The following is an 11,105-nucleotide window of genomic DNA, read 5'->3' as shown; positions in this document are numbered from 1 at the left end:
GGCCATCCGCAGTGATCCGCACTGATCCGACGGCCAGCCCTGTCGGCTGCGCGGCATCGGTGATAAGCCTGCTCTATGGGCAGAATCACAGTGCGTCGTCGCGTCACCCGTCTCACGGTTGGAGGCATGAAGAGTGCGCGTGAAGACGTGCTCGCCGCCGAGGAGCCGCTCGAGATCAGGGTGGGCGGCCTGTCGCTCGCGATCACGATGCGCACCCCGGGAAACGACATCGACCTCGCCGCGGGCTTTCTGGTGTCAGAAGGAGTGATCTCGAACGGCGAGCAGTTCGCCGCGGCCCGCTACTGCGCCGGCGCCAGCGACGAGGGCCTCAACACCTACAACGTGCTCGACGTGACGCTCGCCCCGGGCGTCGCACCGCCCGATCCCAGCCTTGCGCGGGCCTTCTTCACGACGAGTTCGTGCGGGCTGTGCGGCAAGGCGTCGATCGACGCTGTTCGCACGAAGTCGGCCTATACGGCCCGGTCGGATGCCCTCCGCATCGAAGCCGCGCTGCTCACGACGTTTCCGGATCGGCTTCGCGAACAGCAGGCCGTGTTCGAGAAGACGGGCGGCCTGCACGCCGCCGCCCTCTTCGACGGCGTCACCGGCGAACTGCTCGTGCTGCGCGAAGACGTGGGGCGGCACAATGCGGTCGACAAGGTGATCGGCTGGGCGACGCGCGAGAACCTGCTTCCGCTCGTCGGAACCGTGCTGATGGTGTCGGGACGGGCGAGCTTCGAGCTGATGCAGAAGGCGTCGATGGCGGGCATCCCCCTGCTCGCCGCGGTGTCGGCGCCGTCGTCACTGGCCGCCGAACTCGCGAGCGAATTGGGCATCACCCTCGTCGGCTTTCTGCGCGGCGACTCCATGGTCATCTACTCAGGGGCCGAGCGCGTTCTCGAGTCGGAGTTCGACGACATTCCCGAAGCCATCTCCAGTGAAAGCATCGGTGCCGCATGACCATGATCCCGCCCCGTGAGGACGACTCCCAGCTCGAGGTCGGCCACCCCGAGACGTCGGCCGCCGGCGTTCCGGGAATCGTGCACTCGATGGTTCCGGCGGTCGAGGGCATGGGCGTCGCCCGCACTGCGAAGCTCATGCTGAGCCTCAACCAGAAAGATGGCTACGACTGCCCGAGCTGCGCATGGCCCGACCCCGACCGGCGCAAGGCCGCCGAGTTCTGCGAGAACGGCGCGAAGGCCGTCACCTGGGAGGCCACGCCCATCGCGGTGCCCCGCAGCTTCTGGGGCCAGCACTCGATCGACGACCTGCTCACCCGCTCCGAGCACTGGCTCGGCATGCAGGGCCGCCTCGTCGAGCCCGTCTACAAGCCCGCCGGCAAGAACCACTACGAGCCGGTGAGCTGGGACAGGGCGTTCGAGATCATCGCTTCGCGGCTGAATGAGCTCGACTCCCCCGACGAGGCCGCCTTCTACACGAGCGGCCGCACCGCCAACGAGACCGCCTTCGCCTACCAGCTCTTCGTGCGCGCGTTCGGCACGAACAACCTGCCCGACTGCTCGAACATGTGCCACGAATCCACCGGAACCGCCATGGGCGAAACCCTTGGCGTGGGCAAGTCGACCATCGCCTACGACGACTTCGAGGCATCCGATCTCATCATCGTGATGGGCCAGAATCCCGGCACCAATCATCCGCGCATGCTCACCGCGCTCGAAGACGCCAAGCGCACGGGCGCCACGATCGTGGCCATCAATCCGCTGCCGGAGGCCGGGCTGCTGCGCTATAAGAATCCGCAGCGCCCCCGCGGCATCGCAGGACACGGCACGAAGATCGCCGACCAGTTCGTGCACATCCGGCTCGGCGGCGACATGGCGCTGATGCAGGCCGTCTCGAAGCGGGTTCTGGATGCCGAGAAACGGTCCCCGGGAACGGTCCTCGACCACGAATTCCTCGCCGAGCACTGCTCCGGGCTCGAGGAGTTCATGGCGCACCTAGACGACCTCGACGAGGCCGAGGTTCTCGAGTCCACGGGACTCACGGCATCCGACATAGACGAACTGGCCGACCGCTATATCAGGGCCGACCGCGTGATCATCACCTGGGCCATGGGCATCACGCAGCAGAAGAAGGCCGTGGGCACGATCAAGGAGATCGTGAACCTGCTGCTGCTTCGCGGCAACATGGGCAAACCGGGTGCGGGGGCGTCGCCCATCCGGGGTCACAGCAATGTGCAGGGTGACCGCACGATGGGCATCTGGGAGAAGATGCCGGATGCGTTCCTGGATGCGCTGAAGGCCGAGTTCGGCTTCGAGCCGCCGCGAAAGCACGGGCTCGACTCGGTGAACGCCATGAAGGCGATGGCCCGCGGCGACATCAAGGTGTGGTTCGCGATGGGCGGCAACCTGGTGGCCGCGATCTCCGACAGCCAGGTGGCCGAGGCAGCGATGCGCGGCACGCGGCTCACCGTTCAGTTGTCGACCAAGCTCAATCGCTCGCACGCGGTGATCGGCGAAGAAGCCCTGATCCTGCCCACGAAGGGGCGCACAGAACTCGACCGGCAGGCATCCGGTCTGCAATTCGTGAGTGTCGAAGACACCGTGTGCGCCGTGCACGCGTCGAGCGGCAAGGTCGAGCCGATCTCGAACCACGTGCAGTCGGAGATCGCCATCGTCTCGCGGCTCGCCCGCGCCGTGCTCGGAGACGACGGACCCATCGACTGGGCCGGTTTCGAGCAGAACTACGACCTGATCCGCGAGCACATCAGCCACGTCGTTCCCGGTTTCGGGAACTTCAACGAACGCATCCGCAACATCGACGGTTTCGTGCTGCCGAACGGTGCGCGCGACAGCCGCACGTTCAACACGCTCACGGGCCGGGCCATGATCACGGTCAACCACCTCGAGCCCGTCGTGCGCCCCGAGGGAACGCTGCTGCTTCAGACGCTGCGCGCCCACGACCAGTACAACACCACGATCTACAGCCTCAACGATCGCTATCGCGGCATCAAGAAGGGGCGCAGCGTGGTGTTCGTGAACCCGCTCGACCTCGATGAGCTCGGGTTGGAGGACGGGCAGAGCGTCGACGTGTTCAGCGAGTGGAACGACGGAATCGAGCGGGTGCTGCGCTCGTACCGGGTGGTGTCGTATCCGAGTGCCAGAGGGTGCGCCGCGGCGTACTACCCCGAGGCGAACGTGCTGGTGCCGCTCGACTCGGTGACCGATGAGAGCAACACCCCGGTGTCGAAGTCGGTCGTGGTGCGCCTGGTGCCGGCGGCGGCGGTGGCAACCGCATCGATTGAGCAGAAAGTGTCGCTCGCGTAGAACGCAGGCGACACTTCTTGCTCACTCGGCGACGGCCTGACGGCTTACAGCCCGAACGCCGCGCCCGCCTTGGCCAGGGGCTTGGTTGCGTCCTCGGCCGTCAGGCCCGTCCACTCGTCCTCGCCCTCGACGTGGGTGGATGCGACGGCACCCTTCGCACGGGCCGCGGCGACGCGCTCGGCGTGGCTGGGCGGGTTGCTCGGAACGCCGGCGGGGCGCTGGGAGTCGTTCTCCTTGCGAAGCGCGGGAACGATCTCCTCGGCGAGGATGTCGATCTGCTCGAGCACGGTCTTCAGCGGCAGGCCCGCGTGGTCGATGAGGAACAGCTGGCGCTGGTAGTCGCCCACGTGATCGCGCATGGCGGCGTAGCGGTCGATGACCTCCTGCGGAGACCCCACAGTAAGCGGGGTCTGCGCGGTGAAGTCCTCCATCGACGGGCCGTGTCCGTAGACGGGCGCGTTATCGAAGTAGGGGCGGAACTCATCCTTCGCGGCCTGCGAGTTCTTGCGTGCGAAGAACTGCCCGCCGAGTCCGACGATGGCCTGGTCGGCGCGGCCGTGCCCGTAGCTCTCGTAGCGGCTGCGGTAGAGCTTCACCATCTGCTCGGTGTGCTGGATGGGCCAGAAGATGTTGTTGTGAAAGAAGCCGTCCCCGTAGTAGGCGGCCTGTTCCGCGATCTGGGGGCTGCGGATCGATCCGTGCCAGACGAACGGGGCAACTCCGTCGAGTGGACGCGGGGTCGAGGTGAATCCCTGCAGCGGGGTGCGGAAGTTTCCCGCCCAGTCCACGACCTCCTCCTCCCAGAGGCGGCGCAGCAGGGCGTAGTTCTCGGTGGCGAGCTCGAGGCCCTTGCGGATGTCTTTGCCGAACCAGGGGTAGACCGGCCCCGTGTTGCCGCGGCCCATCATGAGGTCCATGCGACCGTTGCTGATGACCTGCAGCATCGCGTAGTCCTCGGCGATCTTCACCGGGTCGTTCGTGGTGATGAGCGTGGTCGATGTGCTGAGCACGATGTTCTCGGTGACGCCGGCGAGGTAGCCCAGCATGGTCGTGGGCGACGAGGCGACGAATGGCGGGTTGTGGTGCTCACCCGTGGCGAAGACGTCGAGGCCCGCCTGGTCGGCGTGCTGGGCGATGGTGAGAATCGCCTTGGTGCGCTCGGTGTCGTTCGGCGTGAGGCCCGTCGTGGGGTCGGTCGTCACGTCGCTGACGATGAAAATTCCAAACTGCATGGTCAACCACTCCTCGAACTTTTCTATGCGTTTGCATATATGTGATCAAGAACGCGTCGCCTCCAGAAACTATTCCCGGCCCTCGGATGCGCCAGCGGCGCATCCGGTGACAGCGAGTGCGGCGCTACACAGAAGCGGAGATTCGCCGCGCCCGGGTCAGCGCATCCTCGACGCGGAGGGCAAGCCCGTGGAGCGTCTCCTGCTCACCGGTGGCGAGTGGCGCGGTCACGGTCGCCTCGACGGCAGACCAGAGATCTTGAAGGGGCCTCCGCAGGCTCAGGCCCCGGGGCGTCAATCTGGCGAGGACCTTACGGCGGTCTGTGATGGAAGGCGACCGCGTGATCAGGCCCGCTTTCTCCATGCGCACGAGCGACCGCGACACCGTGGAGTGATCGAGGCTGAGCTCGGCGATCATCTCGGATGCCGACGCCTCTTCGGCATCGAACAGATACATGATGATCAGCTCCTGACCCGGGTGCAGCCCCAGGTCTGCGAGCAGGGCCGTTCCGTACGTGTGCAGGGCGCGAGACAGGGCGAACAACCCGAAACTCAACGGCACAGCAGCCACCGCCTCCGGTCGACGCACGGCGAGCTCTGGATCGTCAGCCACACGACACCTCTCGACAACGGGAATAAGAGCACAGGTCGCTCAGTTATGTGTCTAGCCATGCATTTGTGTGGCTAGACACATAACGCTGACGCAGGCACGGTCTGCGTCGTGAAAGGCGACCCGCAATGAAAGCAGTACAGATCTCAGAATACGGCTCCCCCGAGGTTCTGACGGTGGTGGACCTTCCGGTGCCCACACCTGGCCCTGGCCAGATCCTCGTCAAGGTGGAGGCTGCCGGAGTCAACTTCTCCGACGTCACCCGCCGACGAAACGACCCGTATCCAGACGCGACACCGCTGCCCTTCGTGCTTGGTGGCGAAGTCGCAGGCACCGTCACCGCCCGGGGCGAGGGCGTCGATGAGCCGGCTTTGGGAAGCGTCGTGTTCGGCCTCGCCGGCGTCGGCGGCGAAGGCGGATATGCCGAGTACGCGCTCATGTCGGCGGCGGGTGCCATCCTCGTTCCACCGACCGTGCAGGTGAACGAAGCGGCTGCGCTGATCGTCACCGGCCTGTCGGCCCTCGTGTTGCTCCGAGAGGCCGCCCGCCTCGAGGCGGGAGACGTGCTGTTCGTTCCCGCCGCGAGTGGCGGATTCGGCAGCTACGCCGTGCAGTTCGGCAAGCTCCTCGGCGCGACCGTCATCGGTGCCGCGAGTACGCAGGAGAAACGACAGGCGGCAATGGAGAACGGCGCCGATTTCGTGATCGACTCTCGCTCGACCGGGTGGGCCGACGAGGTCCGTCGCCTGACAGACGGCCGGGGCGCCGACGTCGTCTTGGAGATGACCAGCCCGGCACACCTGACCCAGAGCATCCGCGCACTCGCACCCTTCGGAAGGCTCATCACCTATGGTGCCGTCGCGGGACGCGGCTCAGAGGTCAGCGGAGCAGCACTGGAGCCGCTGCTCTACGACCCGGCCCCCGGACAGATGATCGCCGGTTTCAACCTCGGGCAGTGGTTCGCTCACCGCTACCCGGTGGTGATCCAGGCGCTTCAGGATCTCGTCTCCTGGGCGGGTGCGGGATCGATCACGGTGCCGCCCGTGCAGGAGTTCGATCTCGCTGACGCCGCCGCTGCCCATCGGCTGCTCGAATCCGGCGCGTCGACAGGAAAGTTGGTGCTTCGCCCTCGACACCGACACGACGGCAGCGGCACCCTGGGTGCTCAGTAGCCCATCCCGTCGAGGGCAACCTCCGTCGCGCGCGCGACGAGTGCGTTGTCGTACTCATCGTCTTCGGTCGGGCGGGTCGACATCACGACGAGCACGATCGGCGAACCGCTCGGCGGCCACACGAGCGCGATGTCGTTCCGTGTGCCGTATGCCCCGGCGCCCGACTTGTCGGCGACCGCCCATCCGGCATCCAGACCCGCGTCGATCAGCTCGGCGCCGGTGGCGTTACCGGTCATCCAATCGATGAGCTGGGACTGCTGTGCGGCGCCGAGTGCGTCTGTCGTGAGCAGCGTCGCGAGGTCGAGGGCGAATGCGCGTGGCGTGCTCGTGTCGCGCGTGTCTCCCGGAATCGCACTGTTCAGCTCGGTCTCCAGGCGATCAGAACTGCTCGTCGTGTCGCCGAGTTCGCGCAGGGCCTGCGTGAATCCCTCGGGACCGCCGAGGCGTTCGAGCACGATGTTGCCTGCGGTGTTGTCGCTGAATCGCACGGCCGCCTCGGCCACGGCCCGCAGGGTCATGCCCTCGTCGATATTCGCCTCGGTGATAGGCGAGTTCGCACGCAGCGCGTCTACGCCGTAGTACACGACCTCGTCGAGCTCTGCGTCGGGCACAGTCTTCAGCAGGATGCCCGCCGCGAGCGCCTTGAAGGTCGACGCGTACGCGAAGCGCTCGTCGGCGCGATAGGCCACTTCGGCTCGGGTGATCGGATCGAGCGCATAGATGCCGAGGCGGGCGTCGAACTCCTGCTCGAGCTGGGCGAACGCGGGTGCGGGATCGATCGGCGCGGTCGGCGCAGCCGTCGTCGCGGTTGCGGCCACCGCCACGGGCCTCGGCCCGGCCTCGGTCGGCGCGCATCCGCCGAGCATCGCGAGAACGGCCGCGCCCGTCACCACCGCGGCACCGCCCATTCGGATGCGCCGCGCAAGGAGTGAGGTCATTCTCATGCCTCGAGTGTGTCAGCCGCGGCGAGGCCTGTCACATGCGCTCGTGTTGCCCTGTTGGATGCAATCGAACTAGTCCGGCCAGAAGTGGAACGCACATGTGCGAAGTGTTTTGACGGATGGTTGTGACATGTAAAAAAAAGACCATATTTTTTACATGTTGTACAGACGTGTCGCTATTCTTTACAGATGACGTGGACCGCCCCGGAGCCTTACAACGAGCTTCCTGCTCTTCCTCCGCGGTTTGAGGTCGAAACTCGAACCGTACTCAAGGCCACCGTGGCCGCGCGTGCTGCCATTGCCGCACTCGATCAGGCTGCCCGGCGAATACCTAATCCTGCAGTTCTCATAAACACCATTCCCCTCCTGGAGGCCCAGGCGAGCTCCGAGATCGAGAACATTGTCACGACCGCAGACGAACTGTTTCGGTTTGCCGTCGACGAGTCAGCCGCAAACGACCCCGCGACGAAAGAAACCCTTCAATACCGATCGGCGTTGTTCCAAGGCTATGAGGCAGTGCTGGCTCGGCCACTGACAATCAACACGGCGGTGGCTGTCTGCTCTACGATCAAGCGTCGCGACATGAACGTGAGACGCCTACCCGGCACATACATTGGGAATCCAAGCAACGGAGCAGCCATTTACACGCCCCCCGTAGGCGAACGAATCATCCGCGACAAGTTATCCAACTGGGAGACATTCATCCATTCGGACCACGACATGGACCCCCTCGTCGCGATGGCAATTGCCCACTATCAGTTCGAAGCGATACACCCGTTCGAAGACGGCAACGGTCGTACCGGTCGAATACTCAACGTTCTGATGCTGGTCGAAAAGGGCCTTCTTGCAGCGCCCATTCTCTACCTGTCCAGATACATCATCGAGAGCAAGAACGACTACTACAGGCTGCTCCTCAAAGTGACATCGCACGCGGCCTGGGAAGAATGGATTCTTTACATACTCGAGGGCCTTCGCCAGACCGCGTTGAGCACGATCAAGAAAATCGATGCAATCGGAGAGCTGCAGCAGGAAACCATGGACCGAATTCGCGATGTCATGACCGGCGGCATCAACGCGGATCTACTTCTGGTGCTCTTCGAACAGCCCTACTGCCGAATCGCCACCGTCGTAGCTCGGTGCCATGTGTCACGACCTACTGCTACGTCGTGGTTGAACGCGCTCGTCCGGGCCGGAGTTCTCGTGGACCTCAAGGTTGGTCGAGAACGACTATTCATCAACACCAAATATTTGGCTCTGCTGACCCGCGACGAAGTCATTACGCCATCCGTCGGATCTATCCAACCAGAACTCTTCTAGCCCGCAGATCAATCACTAGCGCGGCGTGAGCCTGAACACCGGTATCACCCGGTCGCCCGCCTTCACCTGATAGTCGGCGAAGCCCGAGGCGACCGCCACGACCTGATCCCAGGCAGCATCGCGCTCGTCGCCATGCAGCTCGCTTGCCGTCACCTCGACGTCGCCCTGCGGCGTCTCGATCGTGATGTCGGGGTTCTCAACCAGGTTGTAGTACCAGGCGGGATTATCGGGTGCCCCTGCCTTCGACGCGTACACGAGCCACGAGTCCTCGTCGCGCAGCGCCATCGTCGGGGTGACGCGCTCCTCTCCGGTGCGCGCTCCTATCGTGCGCAGCAGAACGAGTTTGTCGCCGAAACCCGCGGTCTCGACGTGGCCGCCGTTGCCACGGAATTCCTGGATGATCTGGGCGTTGAAGCTGGTCATCGTCTCCTCCTCGAGAAAGTTTTCTTCGACCATCTCACATTCGGCCCTGCCGTGGCGTCTACTTGAGTGTGACCATAAAACCCCCCTTCGAACGCGTCGTCGCCGACCACGGCGCGACCGTGCTCCGCGTGTGTCGGGCGGTTGTGGGCATCCACGACGCCGACGACGCGTGGTCAGAGACCTTCATCTCGGCACTGCGCGCCTATGCCGAGTTGCCCGCCGACGCGAACGCCCAGGCGTGGCTCGTCACTATCGCGCACCGCCGCTCACTCGACCTGCTACGGGCCAGGCAACGCAGGCCCATCACCGTCGACGAATTGCCCGAGCAGGCCTCGAACGTCGGCGGGCCGGGCACGCACGATCACGACCTGATGGATGCCGTGGGTCGGCTTCCCGAGAGACAGCGCCAGTGCGTGGCCTATCACTACCTCGGCGGGCTCCCCTATGCAGACATCGCCGAGTTGCTCGGCGGAACGCCCGAAGCGGCTCGACGAGCCGCGGCAGACGGCATCCGCACTCTTCGTGCCACCTACGCACCCATCCCTCTCGAAGGAGCCACCCGATGACCGATCCGCTCGGCGCTGAGTCGCCGCATGACTCAAAGTCTCTGTTCGGTGCAGAGTCTCTGTTCGGTGCAGAGTCGCCGTTCGACTCAGAGTCGCCGTTCGACTCAGAATCCCTGTTCGGCGCAGAATCCACGCGACCGAGCGCCATCGAACTCCAGTTGCTGCATCGCACACTCGAACAGAACGCCGGCACAGGTGGGCTGCTCGACATCGCCTATACAACCGTCGACTCACCGCTGGGTTCGCTGCTGCTCGCGGCGACCGAGGCCGGGTTGCTGCGGGTGGCCTTCGCTCGCGAAGATCACGACCTCGTGCTCGAGACGCTGTCGGCTCGGGTCAGTCCACGCATCCTGCATGCGCCGAAGCGTCTCGACACGGCGGCGTTCGAACTCGACGAATACTTCTCCGGGTCGCGCCGCGCGTTCGACCTCCGGCTCGATCACGCGCTCTCCGGCGGGTTTCGTCGAATGGTGCAGGGGCACCTTCCCGCGATTGCCTACGGAACGACCGAGAGCTACAAACAGGTGGCCGAGCTCGTCGGCAACCCCAAGGCGGTGCGCGCGGTCGGCACGGCCTGCGCCACCAACCCGTTGCCGGTGGTGGTGCCGTGTCACCGCGTGCTGCGCACCGACGGATCGCTCGGCGGCTACATCGGAGGCCTCGAGGCGAAAACCACTCTTCTCGAACTCGAGCACCGCGTCGTTGCTGCCTAACTTCAGCCGCGCAGCGCCTCCAACAGCTTCACGCGAGCACCGGTGCGCAGCAGCGAATTGGAGTAGATCTTCGACCCGAGAAGCACGACCACCACGGTCGTCGCGACGATGATCACCAGCGAGAGCAGGGGTTCCCACCACTCGGCGGTTCCCAAGAAGATGCGCATGGGCATACCGATCGGTGCCGAGAACGGCACGTACGACATGATCGTCAGAATCAGGTCGTTGTCCCAGGCGAACACGATGAGAAAGTACGGAATCATCACGAGCATCATCACCGGCGTTGTCACCGAACCGATGTCCTCCTGGCGCGACACGAGCGCCGCAGCCGAGGCGAACATCGCCGCCAGCAGCACGAAACCGACAGCGAAGAAGACCACGAACCAGACGATCGAGGGGCCGAGGTCACTCAGCAGGGCATCCTGCCCGGTCACTACCAGCCCGACGATCGCGGCCACGGCGATCAGCACGATCTGGCCGAATGCGAGCAGGGTGTTGCCGACCACCTTTCCGGCCAGCAGGGCGCGCGCCGAGATCGCCGACATCAGAATCTCGACCACCCGGGTCGCCTTCTCCTCGACCACGCTCTGCGCGATCGTCGTGCCGAAGAGCGTCGCCGCCATGAAGAACACGATTCCGAAGCCGAGCCCCACGAGGTACGCGAGCGCGCCGTTCTGGTCTGAAGGCTCGAGCAGGGTCACCTCCGGCGTCACGCTCAGCAGCTCGACAAGGGCGGCGGGTGCCTCCTCGAGCGCCACGATCTGGATGCCGGTGGGCCCGTCGGCGGGCACGATCGCCGCGTCGGCGTCGCCGTCTCGAACGAGCTGCTCGGCCTCGTCGATGTTCGACA

General features: G+C 65.1%; 11 protein-coding genes. 6 read left to right on the top strand and 5 right to left on the bottom strand.

Annotation, left to right across the window (positions count from 1 at the left end; genetic code table 11):
* The first annotated feature begins 75 nt into the window (after positions 1-75).
* Both fdhD and ACE5CZ_RS06140 read left to right on the top strand, forming a co-directional pair.
* Complete coding sequence (fdhD, locus tag ACE5CZ_RS06145; protein WP_374946453.1) at positions 76-960, top strand: formate dehydrogenase accessory sulfurtransferase FdhD; 885 nt, start codon at positions 76-78, stop codon at positions 958-960.
* A complete protein-coding gene (locus ACE5CZ_RS06140; protein ID WP_374946452.1) occupies positions 957-3,284 on the top strand; it encodes an FdhF/YdeP family oxidoreductase in 2,328 nt (775 codons plus the stop codon). Before fdhD ends, ACE5CZ_RS06140 begins: the two co-directional genes overlap by 4 nt.
* A gap of 44 nt (positions 3,285-3,328) precedes the next feature.
* On the opposite strand, the gene ACE5CZ_RS06135 is transcribed toward ACE5CZ_RS06140, so the two are convergent.
* Together ACE5CZ_RS06135 and ACE5CZ_RS06130 are read right to left on the bottom strand one after the other, a co-directional pair.
* Positions 3,329-4,516 carry an LLM class flavin-dependent oxidoreductase gene (locus ACE5CZ_RS06135; RefSeq protein ID WP_374946451.1) on the bottom strand — a complete coding sequence of 396 codons (1,188 nt, stop codon included), beginning with the start codon at positions 4,514-4,516 and terminating at the stop codon, positions 3,329-3,331.
* A 124-nt stretch (positions 4,517-4,640) separates the two neighbouring features.
* Positions 4,641-5,126: a MarR family winged helix-turn-helix transcriptional regulator gene (locus ACE5CZ_RS06130; protein WP_374946450.1), complete on the bottom strand. Its 486-nt coding sequence runs from the start codon at positions 5,124-5,126 to the stop codon at positions 4,641-4,643.
* A gap of 125 nt (positions 5,127-5,251) precedes the next feature.
* Between ACE5CZ_RS06130 and ACE5CZ_RS06125 the strand changes: the two genes are divergently transcribed.
* Positions 5,252-6,295, top strand: a complete 1,044-nt coding sequence (locus ACE5CZ_RS06125) for a zinc-binding alcohol dehydrogenase family protein (RefSeq protein WP_374946449.1) — start codon at positions 5,252-5,254, stop codon at positions 6,293-6,295.
* Here the strand turns inward: ACE5CZ_RS06125 and bla are convergent.
* Positions 6,289-7,239 carry a class A beta-lactamase gene (gene bla, locus ACE5CZ_RS06120; protein WP_374946448.1) on the bottom strand — a complete coding sequence of 317 codons (951 nt, stop codon included), beginning with the start codon at positions 7,237-7,239 and terminating at the stop codon, positions 6,289-6,291. The genes ACE5CZ_RS06125 and bla overlap by 7 nt on opposite strands.
* 186 nt (positions 7,240-7,425) lie before the next feature.
* Between bla and ACE5CZ_RS06115 the strand changes: the two genes are divergently transcribed.
* A complete protein-coding gene (locus ACE5CZ_RS06115; RefSeq protein WP_374946447.1) occupies positions 7,426-8,553 on the top strand; it encodes a Fic family protein in 1,128 nt (375 codons plus the stop codon).
* 15 nt (positions 8,554-8,568) lie between these two features.
* Here ACE5CZ_RS06115 and ACE5CZ_RS06110 read toward each other — a convergent pair whose 3' ends face one another.
* Positions 8,569-8,976, bottom strand: a complete 408-nt coding sequence (locus ACE5CZ_RS06110) for a nitroreductase/quinone reductase family protein (RefSeq protein ID WP_374946446.1) — start codon at positions 8,974-8,976, stop codon at positions 8,569-8,571.
* Positions 8,977-9,044: 68 nt separating this feature from the next.
* On the opposite strand from ACE5CZ_RS06110, the gene ACE5CZ_RS06105 reads away from it, so the two are divergent.
* On the top strand, positions 9,045-9,542 hold the full coding sequence (locus ACE5CZ_RS06105; protein WP_374946445.1) for an RNA polymerase sigma factor: 498 nt from the start codon (positions 9,045-9,047) through the stop codon (positions 9,540-9,542).
* Positions 9,539-10,255: a methylated-DNA--[protein]-cysteine S-methyltransferase gene (locus tag ACE5CZ_RS06100; RefSeq protein WP_374946444.1), complete on the top strand. Its 717-nt coding sequence runs from the start codon at positions 9,539-9,541 to the stop codon at positions 10,253-10,255. The genes ACE5CZ_RS06105 and ACE5CZ_RS06100 overlap by 4 nt, the downstream gene beginning before the upstream one ends.
* Positions 10,256-10,257: 2 nt before the next feature.
* On the opposite strand, the gene ACE5CZ_RS06095 is transcribed toward ACE5CZ_RS06100, so the two are convergent.
* Positions 10,258-11,105, bottom strand: an 848-nt coding sequence (locus tag ACE5CZ_RS06095; protein ID WP_374946443.1) for an ABC transporter permease, incomplete at its 5' end; no start/stop codon positions are given.

Origin of the sequence: Agreia sp., assembly GCF_964263775.1 — a bacterium.
GTDB lineage: Bacteria > Actinomycetota > Actinomycetes > Actinomycetales > Microbacteriaceae > Agreia.
This window is presented reverse-complemented; position numbering and strand designations above follow the sequence as displayed.

Coding starts and splice junctions, on each gene's coding strand:
- ACE5CZ_RS06140 (WP_374946452.1), top strand. CDS start 957: ATGACCATGATCCCGCCCCGTGAGGACGACTCCCAGCTCGAGGTCGGC.
- bla (WP_374946448.1), bottom strand. CDS start 7,239: ATGAGAATGACCTCACTCCTTGCGCGGCGCATCCGAATGGGCGGTGCC.
- ACE5CZ_RS06110 (WP_374946446.1), bottom strand. CDS start 8,976: ATGACCAGCTTCAACGCCCAGATCATCCAGGAATTCCGTGGCAACGGC.
- ACE5CZ_RS06115 (WP_374946447.1), top strand. CDS start 7,426: ATGACGTGGACCGCCCCGGAGCCTTACAACGAGCTTCCTGCTCTTCCT.
- ACE5CZ_RS06100 (WP_374946444.1), top strand. CDS start 9,539: ATGACCGATCCGCTCGGCGCTGAGTCGCCGCATGACTCAAAGTCTCTG.
- ACE5CZ_RS06135 (WP_374946451.1), bottom strand. CDS start 4,516: ATGCAGTTTGGAATTTTCATCGTCAGCGACGTGACGACCGACCCCACG.
- ACE5CZ_RS06125 (WP_374946449.1), top strand. CDS start 5,252: ATGAAAGCAGTACAGATCTCAGAATACGGCTCCCCCGAGGTTCTGACG.
- fdhD (WP_374946453.1), top strand. CDS start 76: ATGGGCAGAATCACAGTGCGTCGTCGCGTCACCCGTCTCACGGTTGGA.